The following is a 17,738-nucleotide window of genomic DNA, read 5'->3' on the forward strand; positions in this document are numbered from 1 at the left end:
ACCATGGACACGCAGGCGTACGGGCAACTCTGCCAGTTCCTGCCCGGCCTGCTGAGCCCGATCTTCGCGATCGCGATCGGAGCGTTCGACGACGCCGACGACTCGCTCCGGGAGACCGCCGACAAGCTTCGTGCCGTGGTCGCCGGCACCACCTCGACCGACGACCTGACCAGCCAGAACGTCCGTGCCGCGGGCGGCGGGCCGGGGCCGCTGCCCGAACTGCCGTTGTGAGCACCAACCCCCTCGTCGCCCAGAGCCACGACTCGACAACCCGGTACACCGGTCTCGGTCTGGTAGAGGACGCCGCGGACATCACCAACGGCATCCGCAGCAACAGCTGGGTCGACGGCACACTGGGCGGCGTAGGCGCCTCGCTCGACATGCTCTCCCTCGCCGTCGACCCGCTGGGCACCCTTGTGTCCTGGGGTGTCTCCTGGCTGATGGAGCACGTCAAGCCGCTCAAGGACGCGCTCGACTGGCTCGCCGGCAACGCCGACGAGGTCGCCGCCCACGCGGCAACATGGTCGAACGTCGCCGCTTTCACCGACCAGGCCCGGCAGCAGTACGCCGACCGCCTCGGCGCCGAGGTCTCCGAATGGTTCGGGCGCTCCGGTGACGCTTACCGCGAGTACGCCGCCGCGCAGATGCATGTCCTTGAAGGCCTGGCCACCGCGGCACAGGGCCTCTCGTACGCCGTAGAGGGCGCCGGCCTGCTGGTCGCCCTCGTCCGCGGCATCGTCCGCGACCTGATCGCCGAATTCATCGGCACCCTGGCCGCACGCCTCCCCCAGTGGCTCGCCGAAGAGGGCCTGACCCTCGGCCTCGCGACACCGGTGGTCATCGGCCAGGTCTCCGCCCTGGTCGCCAAATGGGTCAACAAGATCCAGCATTTCGTCCGAGGCCTCCTCAACAGCCTCCGCCGCCTCCACCCGATGCTCGACAACCTCGCCACCGTCTTCACCAACCTGAGCGGCCGCAACCGAGCCCTCGCCCGCACCGACCCCACCACCAGCGAGTTCAAGCCCGGTTTCCCGCACGGCTCCGACTATTTCATCGATGACGGCGACCCCCTCTCGGAACGAGCCATCGACGCATACCGGAGGGCCCGCAACAGTCCGGAAGACACTCCCGTTGTTGCCGCGAATACCGGCGTCGATCCCAGAATCATCGAAGGCATGCGCCAGAACTTGTTCGTCCAGCAGCACGATGTCCCTATCAGCCCGGGGCATGTGGAGAGCGGATATTTCACACCGCACGAGCGCATCGCGGATCTATGGGAGGGCGCGGTCAGCGGCAAGCTGACTCCGAGCCAACTGGACCAGTTCCGCAACCTCGCCGGGCACGAGTATGTCGAGAACAAGCTGATGGAGGCCGGGATTCCCTACCGGTCCACCCATCCCGATTCGTTCGACAAAAGTGGTGACCCGATGATCAATCCGAATCACCCGGGCGCACACGACCTCGCACCCAACGAGTGGAAGCCCGCCACGCCCTTCGCGCACTGGCGTGCCTTCGGTCTGGACGGCTCGAACCTGGAGATTGCCGGCGACCTCTCGAACCTGGATGAGGTCGTCGTCGCGGCCCTGCGAGGATTGGGACGATGAAACCCGACGAAGCTGTACGCGAGATGGCGGCCCGGCTGAGCGCCGTCGACTGGGAGCGGCGCGGCGACAAGGCGTGGTCGAAGGCTGCGCTGTTGAAGGAGTATTTCCGCCGTGCCGCGCGCCTGGCCGACGCTTGCGAATGTGACACCCGGACGCCGTTCTTCGACATTGCCGGGTGCGTCCACCCTGGTGTTCAGCTGGATCAGAGCGTTCTGGACGAGACTCTGCAGAACGTTCAGGCCGGGGGCTGGGACATCACCAACCTGACGCCCTTCATCTTGCGCTGGGCAGCATTGCGTGCCACTCCCGGTGTCGAGTTGCCCGCGGATCTGGAGGATCCGTTCGCGCCTCTGCTGGTTCTCTTCGAACGCGGCGGGGGTTTCCACACCGAGAACGGTGAAGTGAACCTCGAATGGAAGTCGGTGCGCCTTGCCGGCTGGCGCAGGCGTGCCACCGATCCCGCGCTGCCGAGTTTTGGCGCCGATGACCTCGACGAGATCGACCGGGCGGGTTCCATGGCTCAGTTCGGTTACGTGATGGGCCCGGATGGCGAGCCTTCCGGGCAGTAGGACCTTTTCAGCTGATGAGCAGGCCCGGCTGGGTGAGGAGGAAGTCGTCGAGTTTGTCGGCGGCGGTGGCTTGGAAGAGGGCCTGGGTGGTGGGGGTGGCGCCTTCGCCGCCGCCTACGTCGTTGAAGGCGCCGGCGTTGGTTTTGATGGGGATGAGGTCGGCTGCGGCCAGGCCTTTCTGGCCGAAGACGAAGTCTGCGACGGGTACGCCGTGGGTGTCCATTTTCAGCGATGAGCCCGCCGCTTCCAGGATGCGCGAGACCTTGCCCGGATTGGTCAGGATGCCGGCGCTGGTGGCCTTCTCGGCCATGGCTCGCAACAGTTGCTGCTGGTGGCGTTGGCGGTCGTAGTCGCCGTTGGTCGAGTGGCGTAACCGGGAGAATTCGAGGGCTTCCCACGGTTGCATGTCGCGGCAGCCCTTTTTGAACCAGAGGGCGTTCGACGGGGGCGTGACGGGGTCGGCGCCCTCGGCGTAGGAGACCTTGCCTTTGGCGTCGACGACGTAGTGGCTGGACCACATGTCCTTGTCGACGCACATGTGGACGCCGCCCATGGCTTCGAGGAGGCCGCGGAAGCCGTCGAAGTCGATGACGACGAGGCCTTCGAAGGTGATGCCGGTGAGGTTGTGGACGGCTTTGGCGGCCAGTTTCGCGCCGCCGGTCCAGCCTCGGCCGTTCTGGGAGCCGTACGCGTAGGCGGAGTTGATTTTCTCGCGGGTGCCCTTGAAGCCGATGGCGGGGTCGGCGGGGATGTCGGCCACCATGTCGCGGGGGATGGAGATCATGTAGACGCGGTCGTGGGAGGCCGCGATGTGCAGGACGAGGATGGTGTCGGAGCGGGAGAGCTCGCCCTTGGCCTCCCAGCCGGCGCGGGTGTCCAGGCCCAGCATCAGCAGGTTCATGGCGCCGTCGGGGAGTTTGCCCGACGAGGCGCCGCCCACTCCGGAGTCGGCGAGGACGCTGGAGGTGGTCTGGATGCCGCCGGTGAGCCGGCCCAGGAAGTATTTGACCGAGACGATGCCGAAGACGCTGGCCATGGTGAGAACGAGGCCGGCGGCGATCAGCAGCCGGGTCCACAGCGGAGCCCGGGGCGGTCGGACCGGGGTGGTCGTGTCCGGCATGGGTGGGCTCCTCCAGCTGAGGTGGACCTGACGATCGAGAATGGGGCCGTGGACCATCCGAATGGATATATCTTCACGTTCCGATAGTCAAACCGGAGTCGATATCGGCGACGGTTTTCCGCATTAATCGGCCGCCATTCTTCATGGGTCCATCGCCTATACATTCACTGTTCACCGCATTCCGTGGAGGCTCGGAGTCGCGAGAGACAGGCGTGCCGGCCACCGTCTCGAGGACAACAAGCGCGGACCCGGCGCCCGTCGCCATGATGGCATCGACGCGCACTCTGCGTAGGAGTTCGATTACTCAGGGCAGTGCCACCCTGTGGGACCACCCGAGGACCGCGGGCTTCGGATCGGGACACAGTGCCCGGGCAGGCATGATCCCCTTCAGTCCGACCGATGTCACCGATGACATGCCTGCGAAAAATTCTCGATGTCACCGGTGACACGCACCCGCACCATGGCTTACTGTGCGTTTCAGTTGAGTTAACAGTTGCGCTGATCACAGTCCAGGAGGGGTTCGCATGAAGGCTGTCGTGTACGACGCCCCGCGCCAGTACGCCGTACGGGAGATCCCGCAGCCCGAGGCCGGCGCCGGTGAGGTGCGGATCAAGGTGCGCCAGGTCGGCGTGTGCGGCACCGACCTGCACATTCACGCCGGCGACTTCAACGCCGTGTTCCCCCTGATCCCGGGGCACGAGCTGGTCGGCGTCGTCGATCAGCTCGGTGCGGGCGTCACCCGGTTCGTGCTCGGCGAGCAGGTCACCGTCAATCCGAACGTGCACTGCGGCCTGTGCGATTACTGCCGGGCCGGGCGGCTCATCCTGTGCGAGAACCTCAAGGGGTACGGCAGCAACTTCCCCGGTTTCTTCGCCGAGTACGTGACAGCACCCGAGACCCTGGTGTTCTCCGTCGAAGGCCTGCCCGCGGACACGGCGGTGTTCACCGAGCCGGCCGCCTGCGCCATGCACGGCCTGGAGACACTCGCCCTGCGCCCCGGGTCGAGCGTCCTGGTCCTCGGCGCCGGTCCGACCGGGCTGCTGCTCGCCCAGCTCATCGCGAGCGGCGGCGCGTCCTCGGTCACGGTCGCCGCGCCGTCGCAGTTCAAGCTCGACACCGCGATCGAGCTCGGCATCGACAACACGGTGCTGATCAACCGCGACGACGCCGAGGGCAACCTCGCCGCGTTACGGCAGGCCTCCCCCGGTGGCGCCGGCTATGACGTGGTCGTCGAGGCGACCGGGTCCCCGGCGATCGGCGAGTTGTGCGTTCCGCTCACCCGCAACGGCGGCACCGTGCTGGTCTACGGGGTCACCCGTGCGGAGGAAATCGTCAGTTTCCATCCCTTCGACGTGTTCCGGCGCGAGATCACCATCAAGGGATCGTTCGCCGAGATCACGTCGTTCGCGGCGGCGATCGCCGCGCTGCGCGGTGGGCGGGTGGCCACCGGAGGCATCATCACCCACCGCTTCTCCCTGGACGACTACGCCAAGGCGCTGGACGCGCTGGAGCACGACCCCGCCGTACACAAAGTCGTGATCGTCCCGTAAGCAGCCCCTCCACCGGAAAGGTGACCCCCCACATGGCACCCCTTCTCGAGGCGCGTGGCCTGAGCCGGAGCTTCGGACACGTACGCGCACTGGACAACGCGTCCTTCGACATCGACGCCGGCGAGGTCGTCGCGCTCATCGGTGACAACGGCGCCGGCAAGTCGACGATGGTCAAGGCGCTGACCGGCAACCTGGATGTCGACTCGGGCGAGCTGCTCTACGACGGCCGCCCGATCGCCATCACGTCGCCGCAGCAGGCGTCCGCGCTGGGGATGGAGGTCGTCTACCAGGATCTCGCGCTGGCACCGCACCTCAACCCCGTACAGAACATGTTCCTCGGCCGGGAGATCCCCCGCCGCGGCCTGCTCGGCAAGCTCGGCTTCATGGACGACAAGACGATGCGCGCCCGGGCCGAGCAGGGGTTCCGCGAGCTCGGCGGCACGGTCCGCTCGCTGACCGCGCAGGTCGGCGCGATGTCCGGTGGCCAGCGTCAGCAGATCGCCATCGTCCGCGCGATCAGCTGGGCCGACAAGGTCGTGTTCCTCGACGAGCCCACCGCCGCGCTCGGCGTGGTGCAGACCCGCAACGTGCTCGACACCATCAAGCGGGTCCGGGACAAGGGCATCGCCGTGGTGCTCATCTCCCACTCGATGCCGCACGTGCTCGAGGTCGCCGACCGGGTGCAGGTCATGCGGCTGGGCACCCGCGTCGCGACGCTGAAAAGCGCGGGAACGAGCGTGGAAGAGCTGGTCGGCGCGATGACCGGCGCCCTGGACAGCACGATCACCCGCAAGGAAGGCGTGTCATGAGCGTGATCACCCCGACCGGGCAGGCCACCGATCCGGAGGCCGCCGTGGACAAGCCGAAGGCAGACTCGTACCTCAAGCGGATCGCCAACCTGCAGCAGGTGTGGATCCTCGGGGTCCTGCTCGTCATCATCGTCGCGTTCTCCGTGGCGGCCGGCGACAAGTTCCTGTCGGTCAGCAACTTCTCGCTGATCGCGCAGAACGTCGCCGTCTGGGCGGTGCTCGGCGTCGGCATGACGTTCGTGATCATCACGTCCGGCATCGACCTGTCCATCGGCTCGGTGCTGGTGTTCTCCTCGGTCATCGCGGCGAAGGTCATGCAGTCCGCCGGCGGGGACGGCTGGTCCACCGCGCTGATCGGCGTCGCCGCGGCGCTGGTCGCCGGGATCGCGTGGGGCTCGCTCAACGGGTTCCTGATCGCGAAGGCGAAGATCCCGCCGCTGATCGTGACGCTCGGGGCGCTGTCCGTCGCGCTCGGCCTGGCCCAGGTGGTCACCGGGGGCATCGACATCCGCTCGGTGCCGGAGGTCCTCACCGACTTCAACATCTACATCAAGATCCTCGGGATCCCGGCGCTGCCGTTCGTCGCCCTGATCGTGCTGGTCATCGGTGGCGTCGTGCTTCACAAGACCAAGTTCGGCCGATACACGTACGCCATCGGCTCGAACGAACTCGGCGCGCGACGCGTCGGCATCAAGGTCGACCGGCACCTGGTGTTCGTCTACGGGCTGTCCGGGGCGATGGCCGGGCTCGGCGCGATGTTGTCGCTCGCGCAGTTCGGCACGACCACGATCGCCGGGCAGTCGCTGACCAACCTCAACGTCATCGCGGCCGTCGTCATCGGCGGAACCTCGGTCTTCGGCGGCGAGGGCTCGATCTTCGGCACCGTCATCGGGCTGTTCATCCCCGCCGTGCTCCAGGCCGGCTTCGTGATCGTCGGCGTCGAGTCGTTCTGGCAGGGCGTCGCCGTCGGCTCCGTGCTGGTCGCCGCCGTCTACGTCGACCAGTCCCGCCGGGCCGCGGCGCTACGAGGCGCCGCCCGGAAACCACTGCTCTCCGTTCTCGGACTCAAAAAGTAAGGACCCCCGATATGAAGCGAACCACCACTGTCGCGGTCACCGCCGCCGGAATAGCCCTCGCCACCGCGCTGTCGGCGTGCACGAGCTCGAAGCCCGCCGAGAACGCGGCCGGCAGCGCCGCCGACCCGAGTGCCCCGGCCGCGTCGGCCGCCGCCCCGGTGGACAAGGCGGCGAAGGACTACAACATCCAGTTCATCCAGGGTGTCGCCGGCGACGAGTTCTACATCAGCATGCAGTGCGGCGCGCAGGCCGAGGCCGCCAAGCTCGGTGTCACGGTCACGACGCAGGGCCCGCAGAAGTTCGACCCGACGCTGCAGAAGCCGATCCTCGACTCGGTGGTGGCCGCGAAACCGGACGCGATCCTGATCGCGCCGACCGACGTCACCGCGATGGAGGCCCCGCTCAAGGCGGCGGCCGCCGCCGGGATCAAGGTCGTGCTGGTCGACACCACCACCGAGAACCCGTCCTACGCGACCGCCGCGATCGCCTCCGACAACGAGGGCGGCGGCAAGGCGGCATTCGACGCCATCAAGGCGCTCAACCCGAACGGCGGCAAGGTCATGGTGATGTCGACCGACCCCGGCATCTCCACCGCCGACGCCCGGGTCAAGGGTTTCGAGGAGGCGGCGAAAGCTGACTCCGCGTTCTCGTACCTGCCGGTGCAGTACTCCCACAACGACGCGGCCACCGCGGCCAACCTGATGAGCTCCGCGCTGCAGAAGGACCCCGACATCGTGGGCGTGTTCGCCGCGAACCTGTTCGCCGCCGAGGGCACCGCGACCGGTGTGCGCCAGGCCGGCAAGACCGGCAACGTGAAGATCGTCGGCTTCGACGCGGGCCCCAACCAGATCAAGGCGCTCAAGGAGGGCACTGTGCAGGCCCTCGTCGCGCAGCAGCCCTCCGGCATCGGCAAGGACGGCGTCGACTCGGCCGTCGCCGCCCTCGACGGCGGCACGGTGAACCCGAAGGTGCAGACCGGCTTCAGCACGATCACCAAGGACAACGTCGACACCGAGGGCGCCGCGGCGGCGTACCAGTCGGCTTGCTGATCTGACCCCCACCGGCCCGGGCCGGGCGGCACAGCGAAAGCAGCCGCCCGGCCTTCCGTCATGCCCGGATCGCGCCGGCGATGACGTCGAAGAGGGCGCAACTTCGTGCCCCGTGGCCAGATCCGGCCGCCCTCGCCATCTGCTGCAAACGAATCGAGGGCGCTAGGCGGGTGGGTGGCCGACCTTGCAGGACTCGCGTTCGATGAGGGTGACGTCGAGGATGGTGGTTCGTTTGAGGCGGCGTTTGGGGTGCTCGACGCGTTCGAAGACGCGTTCGGCGGCGTAGCGGCCGAGTTGGCCGGGGTCCTGGTCGATGACCGTGAGGGTGGGGCGGAGGCGGTCGGCCATGGGGAAGTCGCCGAAACCGACGACGGCGAGCTCGTCCTCGGGCAGGACGTAGACGAGCAGCATGGAGCTGCGGGCGTTCGCCGAGAAGATGGCGGTGGGCGGGGCCTGCAGGGCTCGCAGGCGGGTGATGGCGGCCTGGGTGGTGTCGCGGTCGCTGACGTAGACCGAGACCAGCGTGTCGTCGGGGGTGATGCCGGCTTCCGCGAGGGCTCGGCGGTAACCGGCGAGGCGGTTGATCTCGGTGGAGAGGTGGATCATGTCGCCGACGTACGCGATGCGGCGGTGGCCGTGCTCGATGAGGTGGCGGGTGGCGAGGTAGCCGCCGGCCTCGTCGTTGTCGGCGAACGTGTCGGCGGACAGGCCGATCGGAGCGCGGTCGACGAAGACGACCGGCGTGCTGTCCTTCCACCGTTTGAGCCACGAGTGGTCGGTGCCGATCGGGGCGACGACGAGGCCCGCGAGCCGGCGGCTCAGCAGGGATTCGAGGATGTCGCGCTCGCGGGCGGGGTCGTTGCCCAGGTTGGTGAGCAGGGTCGCGGTGTCGCGGCGGGCGGCGACGTCGTCGACGGCGCCGGCGATCGCGGCGAAGTAGGGGTCGACGACGTCGGGGACGGCGACGCCGATGGCCGACGACTTCCCGGAGCGGAACGTCGTGGCGAGGATGTTGGGGACGTAGTTCAGCTCCCGCATGACCTGTTCCACGTGGGCGCGGGTCTCGGGGAGCACGTGCGGGTCGTCGTTGAAGACCCGGGAAACCGTCTTCGCGCTCACACCGGCGCGGGCGGCGACATCGCGCATCGTCGCCATGGGCACCTCCGCCTGTCCTAAATGTCAGAGCCGCCGCAGCATATCTGACGTGCTGCGACGGCTTGGAGCTACTCGGGCAAAGATCAGTGGCGGCCGTCCACGACGTCGGCGAGCTCGCGCAGGCGGGGCAGGGCGCGCTTGGTCAGGTAGTCCTCGCGCAGGTCGTGCGACACCGACAGGCTGTCCTTCCACAGGGAGCGGCCGGCCATGGCTCCGGCGGCGCCGTTGGCCATGGCGGTGGTGACCTGACCGAGGAACGTCTCGTGGTCGACGCCGGCGGAGAGCACCGCCCACGGGACGCCGTTCGCCGCGGCGGTCACAGCGGCGCATGCCTCGGCCGAGCCGGGGTACTGCAGCTTCAGCACCTTGGCGCCGCAGTCGACGGCCAGCTTCGCGCCATCGGCGACCAGGCTCGGGAACGCCGCCGCATACTCCCCGGCGGTTTCGTCCTCGAGCTGGTAGGTGAGCAGCTCGACGATCAGCAGGACACCTTCGGCCGTACATTCGGTGATGAGTTTGCGCATCTCGCCCGCGACGCGGGAGTGGGCGTCCTGCTTGTCGGGGCGGGTGTACCAGAGCATCTTCGCGACGTCGCCGCCCAGCTCGCGGACGGTTTTCGCGCTGACGCCGGGGACGAAACGGGTGTAGCGCAGCCCGTCGGTCGTCTCGAAGCCGGACGCGTCGAGACCGACGACCAGGGAGGTGCCGCGGGCGAGGACGCCGTCGTCGACGATGCCGGGCAGCGCCACCTCGGGGTCGAGCAGGATGGCGGGGGCGTTGTTGGCGAGATAGCGCAGCAGGTCCGCCTTGGCCTCGGCGAGCTCGGCCGTGCTGATCGACTCGGGGCCGCCGGGGGCGTCCTTCATCGCGGCCTTCATGCCGTTGCGCTGGTCCGCGGCGACGATGAGCATCCGGCCGGCCGGGGTGGAGATCGCGGACATGCCGCGGCGTTCGATGGTGGTGAGCGGGTTCACGGTACGGTTCCAATCTTCGGTGGGGATGGTGCTCAGCAGCCGGACGGCGGCCCTCGTGGCGCCGTACGCGGTTTCCTGTTCGCGGGTGGACGCGGTCATCGCGGGCAGGGCGTGCGCTCGTGCGCGCCGCACCGCGGCCATGCCCGCCCAGCCGCCGGTCAAGGTGGCGGTCACCGCTGGGGGCAGCTCCCGGTCCATGGCACCGATCAGCAGCCCGATCTCGTCGTTGCTGTGCCGCAGCACGGCGCTGAACAGCTCGGCGGGGCTGACCCCGTCGGTGCGCACGGTCAGCTTCAGCACGCCGTCGTCGTTGCGGGCGCCGGACACGTGGATGGCGCCGGCGGGCAGCGCGCCCTCGTAGGGCAGGGCCATGACGGCGGCGTCGAGGACGTCGCGCCCGGCCCGGTCGTTGATCCCGGCGGACTGCAGGACCCGGCGCAGCAGCAGGCCGGTCTTGACGCCGGCGACGAGGACGTGTTTGCCGGGGACGACGTGCCGGACCTCGTTGATCAGGTGCGCGGCGAGCCGGCCGCGGGCCTCGTAACCGAGCGGCGCGTCGATGACCCGGAGCAGGACCTCGGCGGTGCCCAGCGACACGTGGTAGTGGTCCGCGGGCAGCCCCCCGGTCGCCTCGGCAGCGACGAGGTGGTCGTGGCCGGCGACGGTGAGCAGCGCGCCGGCGAGGTTCGCGGGGACGGCGCCGTGGATCTCGCCGAACGGGCTGCCCGCGTCGACCAGCGGTGGCAGGAACGTCTCGCCGACACCGAGGACGTGCAGCATCTCGGTCCAGGGACGGCCGGTGTCCTGGTCGATCAGCCCCGTCCGCGACGTCAGCGAATATTCCACGGCGGTGTGACCACCGAGGGACGCGGTGACGAACTCGGGCAGGTTGAGCCAGCGCAGCCCGGCCAGGTCAAGACCCTGATCCCGCAGGTACGCCAGCTTCGCCACGCTGACCTGGGCGCCCAGCGGCAGCCCGGTGCGCCCGGCGAACTCGGCGCGGATCGTGGCAGGGAACGCCGCTGCCTGGGCGGCGCCGCGCGGGTCGAACCACGCGAAGGCGGGGGCGACGGCGAAACCGGAGGCGTCGACGAGCATCCCGGTCTCGCCCATCCCGGAGACGGCGACGGCGGCGATCGGCGCGCCGGTCACCTCGGCGACGCGGTGCGCGGTGGTGTCGGCCAGGGCGCGGACGGCGCCGAGCAGCGCGTCGGCGTCCATCTCGGTCGTGCCGCCCGGGCCGGACCGCCACGGGGTCGGGACCTGCGCGGCGGCGACCTCGGTGCCGGCCGCGTCGGTGACGAGCATCTTCATGGCGGTGCTGCCCAGGTCGATGCCCGCGACCAGGGGCGCCGGGGCGCCGGCGGAATCCATCACAGGAGTTCTCCCTAGCCGCAGGTGAGTGACCATGTCACCGGTGTCGTGGATTACATCATGTCACCGGTGTCGCGAATAGCCATGACACCGGTAACATGGCCTCATGATGTGGCGCCCGTCAACGGATTGTCAACCGGCCGGACCCGTCGTGATCGCCGTCGCCGGCACTGCCGGCAGCGGCAAGACGACACTCGGCCGTGCCCTCGCGACAGCCCTCGCGGCGCCCCTGCTCGACCTCGACGCGATCACCAATCCGCTGCTCGACGCCCTGCCCGCGGACACCCTCGGCGGGCACTGGCTCGCCGCACCGCACCGCGACGCCGTCCGCTCCGGCCGCTACGCCGCCCTGCGCTCCGTGACCGGCGACGTCGTCACGACCGCGGGTCACGCTGTGCTGGTCGCCCCGTTCACCGCCGAGCTACGCGGCGGCGAGGAATGGGAGCTGCTCCGCGACGCCGCCGGCAAAGCCGAGCTCCACGTCGTCCACCTCGTCGCCGGCCCCGACCTGCTCGACGCCCGCCGCGCACAGCGGGCCGCAGATCGCGACCAGCACCGCGCGCCGGACGTGCCCACTGCTCCCCCGGCCATACCCGTCATCACGGTCGACGCGGAGCTCACCACCGAGCAGCAGCTGGTGCGGGTGCTGGTCGCGCTCGGGCGGCGTACCCCCATCGGGGTCTCGAATGCCGTGCTCCACCGCGACTTTGACGCCGTCCTGTTCGACCTGGACGGCACGCTCGCCGACTCCACCGCCTCGGTCCTGCGCTCGTGGCGCCGCTTCGCCGCCGAGATCGGCATCCCCGCCCGGGCCGTCGCCGAGAACCACGGTCAACCGGCCCGGCACCTGCTCGCCAAGCTGCTGCCGCCCGAGCGCGTCGAGGCCGGCCTGACCCGGATCACCGACATCGAGATCGCTGACGCGCAGACCCTTCCGCGTACGCCCGGAGCCCTCGCGTTCTACGAAAGCGTCCCCGAGTCACGCCGCGCCATCGTGACGTCCGGCGCCGCCCGCCTTGCAACGGCTCGGCTGCACGGCGCGGGCATCCCGGTGCCGCCCGTCATGGTCACCGCGGACGACATCCGGCGCGGCAAACCCGACCCGGAGCCGTACCTGCTCGCCGCCCGGCGCCTCGGCGTCGACCCGCAACGCTGCCTCGCCGTGGAGGACGCGGTCGCCGGGATCCGCTCGGCGAAGGCGGCGGGCTGCGCGGTCATCGCGATCACCGGCACGTCTCCGGCGGACGAGCTCCACGAGGCCGACCTGATCGTCGACGCCCTGGATCAGCTGCGCGTCGAGGCCACCACGAGCTTGCGGATCAGCTCCGTACAGGGCGTCGGCTGAGGAAGACGGCCCGAGGCAAAAGCAGCTGGCGTTCGCTGACGCCGAGCCGAGCTGCGGCCGTACCCGTGGAAGGTTGCCGGGCACGCCTTCAGGTGAACAGCAGCTCCGGGAAGGCTGGGCTCGGGCCTTCGAGCAGGCGCTGCCGCCGGCCGCGCAGGTGCAGGTCGAAGAAGGCGAGCGGGTACGCCTGCTGAATGCGCACCGCCCGGGCCGGCGCGAGGGTGCCGATCCAGCCGGCGAGGTCCTCGTCGCTCAACGGCAGCTGGGGGATCAGCCACTGGTGGTCGCAGAAGGCCCCGTGGAGCGCGCCGACGGCGTGCACGTTGAGGTGCCAGCCGTGCATCAGCGGCAGGAACTCGGCGACACCGGAGTCCTCGTTGTCCTCCGTGTTCTCGGCGGTCATCAGCATGAACGGGTCTTCTATGGCGTCGAGGACCGTGCGGACGTCGTGGGCGTGGTCCCACGGAGTCACGGACACGTCGTCGTCGGGCACGGCCGGCCGGCCGTCGGGGAGCTCGCCGTACGAGTCCTACGGATGGTCGACCGTGACCACGGGTGCCGCCCGGCAACCGCCGCGAGCAGACTTCGGCGGGTGATCATCGATCCTCCACTCGTGCGATGAGCTTCTTGAGTCGTCCGATCTCGTCGGCGAGCGCCTTGGCACCGAGCGCGGTGAGGGTGATCCACGTGCGGCCACGGCGGCCCTCGTAGCCCTTCTCCACCTCGATCAGGCCGGCCTCCTCCAGCACGCTCAGGTGCTTGGACAGGTTGCCCGCGGTCAGTTCCAGCTGGGTACGCAGATAGCCGAACTCGACCCGGCGAGCCTCATGCGTGATGGTGAGGATCCCCAGCCGCACCCGCTGATGGACCACCTCGTCGAGGCCGTTGGCGGGGTGCGCGGCGTCCTCGTCGTGCGTGCCGGTCACCGCCGTCACCGGTGTCGCCGCTGGACTGCCCGGAACCCGGCCGCGCCCAGCAACAGCACCACGCCGGCGATGACCTGAGGCACCGCCATCCCCGCTCGGATCCCGAAGTGCGGTGCGCCGAAACCGTCGCTCATCGGCAGCACCAGCAGCACGAGCACGAGATAGCCCGACGTGAACAGCAGCAGTGCGAGACTGCGTTCCAGCCAGGCCAGAAGCAGCAGCGTCACACCGATCATGCCCCACGGCATGACCAGCCGGTCCAGCACGAAATACCAGTACGGGAGCGGGCCGTCCGGATAGGGGTGGCTCTGGAAGTACAGGTGCACCGCCAGCCACGCGGCGGGGAACACGACGGTCGTCACGGCACCGGTGATGGCGTACGGCAGGACCCGGGTGCCCAGCCCCCGCGCCCGGGCGGCCCGCAGATAGAAGAAAGCGATCGCACCGTACGCCAGGAGCGTCGCCGGCGGCCAGTAGTACAGCATCCCCTGGCGTGCGAATTCGCAGCTGCCGTCGGGGTGGCACCGCACCTGCATGGCGAACCAGTCGACCGGGATCGCGGCGAACGTCACCGCGGCCAGGACCAGCAGTGCCACCCACGTCATTCTTTGTTCGAGCCGCACGCGATGAGCGAGCGCGCGCAGCTCCGACAGCAACCGGCGAGGATCGTTCGCGGCGGGCATCGAGTCAGCGGTCATGCCAATAGGTTTGCACAGCAAACCGATTGGCGCCAGCGTTTCGCTGCAATCAGACCGGCCAGCCCAGGGCGTCAAAGACGGCAACCGGATCGAGGTAGTCGCGCCAGTGGGTCACTTTCCGATCCTTGATGGTGACGACCGAGACGAAGCGATTGGTGTACGCGTTCCCGGTCGCGACGACCCGCCCGTGGACCGCGTACTCGAGGACCACCACCGACTTCTCCCGATCGTGGTGCACTGCCAGCTCGTCGGCGCTGTGCAGGACGAAGTTGGCGCCGTAACCGCGGTACAGCCCGGCAACGGCTTCACGGCCGACGACCTGCCGCGGATATCCGGGTACGGAGATGACGTACTCGAAGACCGCGTCGTCCGCGAGCTGGTCGAAGTAGTGCCCCTCGTCGACCAGACCGGCGAGGCCCTGCTCGACGATGCGGAAGAACGGCTCCAATGCCACAAAGTCCCCGAGATCCGAGATCTGCGGGGCACGGAACGCGCGGCGGGCGAACGCGGCGAGATCGGTCGGCTGCCGGCCGGTCACCTTGTAGACGTCGTCAGTGGGCCGTGAGCCGTTGCCAGACTCCACAGTGCTGGTCTGCCAGTCGAGGACCACGCCGTAGTCCGCGGGGACGAACCCGGTGGCGACGACCGCGCCGATCCAGGCCGCACGATCGATGTCCTGGTAGCGGACAGGACTCCCGGTCACTTCACTGATGATCGCGGCGACCTGCGCGAAGGTGAGCGCCTCGGGTCCGGTGAGCGTGTAGCGCGCCGCGGCATGGTCCTCGGGGTGGACCAGCGTCTCGACGGCCACGGCAGCGATGTCGGCCGCGTCGACGAAGGCCTCCGCCCCGGTGCCACCCGGGACCGTGATCACGCCGTCGATGATCGGCACGTGCTGGTCGGCGAAGTTCTGCATGACCCAGCCGGGCTGCAGGATCGTATGGGTGAACGCGGTCCGGGCGGCCAGGTCGCGTTCAACAGCGCGGAAATCCGTCGTCGCCGGGGCCTGCTCCGCGCGGTAGGTGCTCAGGTAGGTCACGTGCCGGACGCCGGCGGCCTCGGCCAGGTCGAGGAAGGCCGACACCTGCGCGGCGTACCGGACCCGGGGAACGGGTGCGACCAGGTAGACACCGTCGACGCCGGTCAGGGCGGAGCGCTGGGTATCCGGGTCGTCCCAGTCGAACACGACGTCGGCGTCGTGGCGGGCCGCGGTCCGGGCGGCGAGGCCGCGGTCGCGCAGGTTCTTCGCGACCAGCGATCCGGTACGCCCGGTGCCGCCGAGAACTAGGAAATTCGTCATGGGTTCATCCTGCGCGGCCGCTGGTGGCGTACCAATGGCTCAAAGTCGTTGATTGTTTGTTTCAGACGCTCATGGCAGCGACAATGAGCCCATGGATCTGCTGCAGGACCACCTCACCCGGGCCCGCGCCTCCGGGGGCGTCTTCGCGCGGACCGCGGCCACCCCGCCGTGGGGACTGCGCCTGGCCGGAACGATCCAGCTGTCCGTGCACACCGTCGTCCAGGGCCGTGCGTGGCTGTGGTTCGACGACCCGGCGGCGGCCTTCGAACTCGCGCCGGGCGACCTGGCCCTCGTCCGCGGGGGCCGCGCCCACCACATCGCCCACGAGCCCGGAGCGGACTGCCTGGACCCCGGCGAGTTCGCAGTACGCCACGCCGAACCTTTGCCCGATCCCGGCCGGCGGCTGAGCGTGTTCCTCTGCGGCGCCTACCGCTTCTCCGGCGACATCGGCCAGGGCCTGCTCGACGCGCTGCCCGAGGTCATCCCCCTCTCGGCCGGCGTCGGTGACCCGCTGCACGACATCATCGCGGTGCTGTCGCGAGAGCTGAGCACCGACGAACCCGGGCGGCAGACCATCCTCGACCGGCTCCTCGACGTCCTGCTCGTGCTCGCCCTGCGCACCGGCCTCACCCAGAGCCCCGACGCCCCGCGATGGTTCCGGGCCTCCGCCGATCCGCGGCTCAGTCCGGCGTTACGCGCGGTGCACGAGGACGCCGCCCACCCTTGGACGGTGCCCGAGCTCGCCGCGCTCAGTGGACTGTCCCGGGCGGCGTTCGCCCGCATCTTCACGCAGGCCCTCGATCAGACGCCGATGCAGTATCTGACCGACTGGCGCATGGCGCTGGCCCGTGACCATCTGCGCACCAGTGACCTGACACTGGCCCAGATCGCCGAACTCACCGGGTACGGCTCGCCATACGCATTCGCCACGGCCTTCAACCGGCATCACCAGCGGGCTCCCGGCACCTGGCGCCGCGAGGAACTCGATCGGGTCGCCGCCCGCCCGGACATCACCGACACCGTGCACATCTTCTGACGCGATCCGGTCAGCCGCGGTGGCGCAGGTTGACCATGAGGGACCTGAGCAGGACCGACGGTGACGCCAGGGTGCTGGGGTGGCTGAGGCCGGCCTTCGCGGTGCGCTGCCCGGCCCTGAGGGACCGGGCAGCGCGGCGGGGATCAGATCTTGCCGGTGCCGGCGCCCGCGGTGACGGTGGCCTTGACCGAGGTGTTGGCCTCGGGGGTGTAGGAGTACGGGATCGCGGCGACGCTGGCGCCGTTGCGGACCTGCTCCGTGCCCGAGTTGACCTTGTAGTTGTTGAGGACCTTGATGTTGCCCGCGTCGGAGTCACCGGTCTGGGTGACCGTCGGGTTGGCGACGTTCTCGAAGTAGTTGCGCTCGACGTAGACGCCGGCGTTCTCGGTGGACGCGACGCCGTACGAGCCGACGTTGCTGTAGTAGTTGTTCAGGACGTGCACGGGGTTGGCGAAACGTACGCGCGGGTGGCGCTGGTTGGTGCCGTCGAACCAGTTGTGCACGTAGGTGACCCGCAGGTGGCCGGTGTCCTCGGCGGCGTTGTCGTCGCTGTGGCCCAGGAGCATGGACTTGTCGTGGTCGTGCAGGTGGTTCCACGAGACCGTGATGTAGTCCGAGCCGCGCTTGATGTCGATCAGCCCGTCGTAGCCGTTGGACAGGTCGTTGTGGTCGATCCAGACGTTGGTGGTGCTGGACTGGACGTTGATGGAGTCGTCGGCGGCGTTCTTGAACACCAGGTTGCGGATGATCACGTTCTTGACGCCGGACAGGTTGAGCCCGCCGCCGGTGATGCCCGAGCTGGAGCCGACGCCGAGGACCGTCTTGTTCGACGCGACGCTGTACATGCCGGAGATCGTGATCAGGCCGGAGACCTTGACGGTCTGCGACGTGCTGGAGCTGAGCGCCGTCTTCAGCGCGGAGGCCGAGGTCACGGTGACCACGGTGCTCGTGGAGCCGCCGGTGGTGCCGCCGTTGAGGCTGGCGAACCCGACCGGGCTGGACTCCGCGGCGTACGCGTTGGCAGGGCCGATGACCTGGGCAGCGCCGACGGCCAGGACGGTGGCCGAGAGGGCGGCGATGACCGTACGGCGGCGGGTACCGCCCAAGGTCGGCTTCGGCAGTGCTGACATGGATTCCTCCATTGGGAGCGGAT

At 69.2% G+C, this 17,738-nt stretch carries 17 protein-coding genes; 9 read left to right on the forward strand and 8 right to left on the reverse strand.

Translation table 11 applies throughout. The features are described from left to right. Nucleotides 1-3: 3 nt before the first annotated feature. The 3 genes from Ahu01nite_RS32800 to Ahu01nite_RS32810 are packed head-to-tail and all read left to right on the forward strand — an operon-like array spanning nt 4 to nt 2,173. Nucleotides 4-231: a hypothetical protein gene (locus Ahu01nite_RS32800; protein WP_203840575.1), complete on the forward strand. Its 228-nt coding sequence runs from the start codon at nt 4-6 to the stop codon at nt 229-231. Continuing rightward, complete coding sequence (locus Ahu01nite_RS32805; RefSeq protein ID WP_203840576.1) at nt 228-1,604, forward strand: hypothetical protein; 1,377 nt, start codon at nt 228-230, stop codon at nt 1,602-1,604. The genes Ahu01nite_RS32800 and Ahu01nite_RS32805 overlap by 4 nt, the downstream gene beginning before the upstream one ends. After that, entirely contained in the window at nt 1,601-2,173 is a 573-nt protein-coding gene (locus tag Ahu01nite_RS32810) for a hypothetical protein (protein WP_203840577.1), read from the forward strand. The genes Ahu01nite_RS32805 and Ahu01nite_RS32810 overlap by 4 nt, the downstream gene beginning before the upstream one ends. Before the next feature lie 7 nt (nt 2,174-2,180). Here Ahu01nite_RS32810 and Ahu01nite_RS32815 read toward each other — a convergent pair whose 3' ends face one another. Further along, entirely contained in the window at nt 2,181-3,293 is a 1,113-nt protein-coding gene (locus Ahu01nite_RS32815) for an LCP family protein (RefSeq protein WP_203840578.1), read from the reverse strand. Nucleotides 3,294-3,817: 524 nt separating this feature from the next. On the opposite strand from Ahu01nite_RS32815, the gene Ahu01nite_RS32820 reads away from it, so the two are divergent. From Ahu01nite_RS32820 to Ahu01nite_RS32835, 4 genes are read left to right on the forward strand one after another with little or no spacing between them, the layout of a single operon-like run. Beyond that, nucleotides 3,818-4,843, forward strand: coding sequence for a zinc-dependent alcohol dehydrogenase family protein (locus tag Ahu01nite_RS32820; protein ID WP_203840579.1), 1,026 nt, complete (start codon nt 3,818-3,820; stop codon nt 4,841-4,843). Between the two features lie 32 nt (nt 4,844-4,875). After that, on the forward strand, nt 4,876-5,652 hold the full coding sequence (locus Ahu01nite_RS32825; RefSeq protein WP_203840580.1) for an ATP-binding cassette domain-containing protein: 777 nt from the start codon (nt 4,876-4,878) through the stop codon (nt 5,650-5,652). Next, nucleotides 5,649-6,728: an ABC transporter permease gene (locus Ahu01nite_RS32830; RefSeq protein ID WP_203840581.1), complete on the forward strand. Its 1,080-nt coding sequence runs from the start codon at nt 5,649-5,651 to the stop codon at nt 6,726-6,728. Before Ahu01nite_RS32825 ends, Ahu01nite_RS32830 begins: the two co-directional genes overlap by 4 nt. Before the next feature lie 11 nt (nt 6,729-6,739). After that, complete coding sequence (locus Ahu01nite_RS32835) at nt 6,740-7,777, forward strand: ABC transporter substrate-binding protein (protein ID WP_203840582.1); 1,038 nt, start codon at nt 6,740-6,742, stop codon at nt 7,775-7,777. 162 nt (nt 7,778-7,939) lie between these two features. Here Ahu01nite_RS32835 and Ahu01nite_RS32840 read toward each other — a convergent pair whose 3' ends face one another. Together Ahu01nite_RS32840 and Ahu01nite_RS32845 are read right to left on the reverse strand one after the other, a co-directional pair. After that, the gene (locus Ahu01nite_RS32840; protein WP_239159321.1) at nt 7,940-8,932 is read right to left on the reverse strand and encodes a LacI family DNA-binding transcriptional regulator; all 993 of its coding nucleotides are present in this window, start codon (nt 8,930-8,932) and stop codon (nt 7,940-7,942) included. Between the two features lie 83 nt (nt 8,933-9,015). Further along, a complete protein-coding gene (locus tag Ahu01nite_RS32845) occupies nt 9,016-11,280 on the reverse strand; it encodes an FGGY family carbohydrate kinase (protein WP_239159328.1) in 2,265 nt (754 codons plus the stop codon). 151 nt (nt 11,281-11,431) lie between these two features. Here Ahu01nite_RS32845 and Ahu01nite_RS32850 point away from each other — a divergent pair, with 151 nt between their 5' ends. Further along, the gene (locus Ahu01nite_RS32850) at nt 11,432-12,625 is read left to right on the forward strand and encodes an HAD-IA family hydrolase (protein ID WP_203840584.1); all 1,194 of its coding nucleotides are present in this window, start codon (nt 11,432-11,434) and stop codon (nt 12,623-12,625) included. Nucleotides 12,626-12,713: 88 nt separating this feature from the next. Here Ahu01nite_RS32850 and Ahu01nite_RS32855 read toward each other — a convergent pair whose 3' ends face one another. The 4 genes from Ahu01nite_RS32855 to Ahu01nite_RS32870 form a co-directional block, all read right to left on the reverse strand. Beyond that, nucleotides 12,714-13,097: a hypothetical protein gene (locus Ahu01nite_RS32855; protein ID WP_203840585.1), complete on the reverse strand. Its 384-nt coding sequence runs from the start codon at nt 13,095-13,097 to the stop codon at nt 12,714-12,716. A 124-nt stretch (nt 13,098-13,221) separates the two neighbouring features. Beyond that, a complete protein-coding gene (locus tag Ahu01nite_RS32860) occupies nt 13,222-13,560 on the reverse strand; it encodes a transcriptional regulator (RefSeq protein WP_203840586.1) in 339 nt (112 codons plus the stop codon). Next, entirely contained in the window at nt 13,557-14,249 is a 693-nt protein-coding gene (locus tag Ahu01nite_RS32865; RefSeq protein WP_203840587.1) for a hypothetical protein, read from the reverse strand. The genes Ahu01nite_RS32860 and Ahu01nite_RS32865 overlap by 4 nt, the downstream gene beginning before the upstream one ends. Before the next feature lie 49 nt (nt 14,250-14,298). Beyond that, a complete protein-coding gene (locus Ahu01nite_RS32870) occupies nt 14,299-15,549 on the reverse strand; it encodes an NmrA family NAD(P)-binding protein (protein ID WP_203840588.1) in 1,251 nt (416 codons plus the stop codon). A gap of 91 nt (nt 15,550-15,640) precedes the next feature. Here Ahu01nite_RS32870 and Ahu01nite_RS32875 point away from each other — a divergent pair, with 91 nt between their 5' ends. After that, entirely contained in the window at nt 15,641-16,585 is a 945-nt protein-coding gene (locus Ahu01nite_RS32875; protein WP_203840589.1) for an AraC family transcriptional regulator, read from the forward strand. A gap of 143 nt (nt 16,586-16,728) precedes the next feature. On the opposite strand, the gene Ahu01nite_RS32880 is transcribed toward Ahu01nite_RS32875, so the two are convergent. Then, a complete protein-coding gene (locus Ahu01nite_RS32880) occupies nt 16,729-17,715 on the reverse strand; it encodes a pectate lyase family protein (RefSeq protein WP_203840590.1) in 987 nt (328 codons plus the stop codon). Nucleotides 17,716-17,738 lie beyond the last annotated feature (23 nt).

This window comes from Winogradskya humida (assembly GCF_016862215.1).
Lineage (GTDB): Bacteria > Actinomycetota > Actinomycetes > Mycobacteriales > Micromonosporaceae > Actinoplanes > Actinoplanes humidus.

Excerpts from the sequence above, each read along its gene's own strand:
- Ahu01nite_RS32800 (WP_203840575.1), top strand. The coding sequence starts at position 4 with ATGGACACGCAGGCGTACGGGCAACTCTGCCAGTTCCTGCCCGGCCTG.
- Ahu01nite_RS32810 (WP_203840577.1), top strand. The coding sequence starts at position 1,601 with ATGAAACCCGACGAAGCTGTACGCGAGATGGCGGCCCGGCTGAGCGCC.
- Ahu01nite_RS32815 (WP_203840578.1), bottom strand. The coding sequence starts at position 3,293 with ATGCCGGACACGACCACCCCGGTCCGACCGCCCCGGGCTCCGCTGTGG.
- Ahu01nite_RS32820 (WP_203840579.1), top strand. The coding sequence starts at position 3,818 with ATGAAGGCTGTCGTGTACGACGCCCCGCGCCAGTACGCCGTACGGGAG.
- Ahu01nite_RS32825 (WP_203840580.1), top strand. The coding sequence starts at position 4,876 with ATGGCACCCCTTCTCGAGGCGCGTGGCCTGAGCCGGAGCTTCGGACAC.
- Ahu01nite_RS32830 (WP_203840581.1), top strand. The coding sequence starts at position 5,649 with ATGAGCGTGATCACCCCGACCGGGCAGGCCACCGATCCGGAGGCCGCC.
- Ahu01nite_RS32835 (WP_203840582.1), top strand. The coding sequence starts at position 6,740 with ATGAAGCGAACCACCACTGTCGCGGTCACCGCCGCCGGAATAGCCCTC.
- Ahu01nite_RS32840 (WP_239159321.1), bottom strand. The coding sequence starts at position 8,932 with ATGGCGACGATGCGCGATGTCGCCGCCCGCGCCGGTGTGAGCGCGAAG.
- Ahu01nite_RS32845 (WP_239159328.1), bottom strand. The coding sequence starts at position 11,280 with ATGGATTCCGCCGGCGCCCCGGCGCCCCTGGTCGCGGGCATCGACCTG.
- Ahu01nite_RS32865 (WP_203840587.1), bottom strand. The coding sequence starts at position 14,249 with ATGACCGCTGACTCGATGCCCGCCGCGAACGATCCTCGCCGGTTGCTG.
- Ahu01nite_RS32870 (WP_203840588.1), bottom strand. The coding sequence starts at position 15,549 with ATGACGAATTTCCTAGTTCTCGGCGGCACCGGGCGTACCGGATCGCTG.
- Ahu01nite_RS32875 (WP_203840589.1), top strand. The coding sequence starts at position 15,641 with ATGGATCTGCTGCAGGACCACCTCACCCGGGCCCGCGCCTCCGGGGGC.
- Ahu01nite_RS32880 (WP_203840590.1), bottom strand. The coding sequence starts at position 17,715 with ATGTCAGCACTGCCGAAGCCGACCTTGGGCGGTACCCGCCGCCGTACG.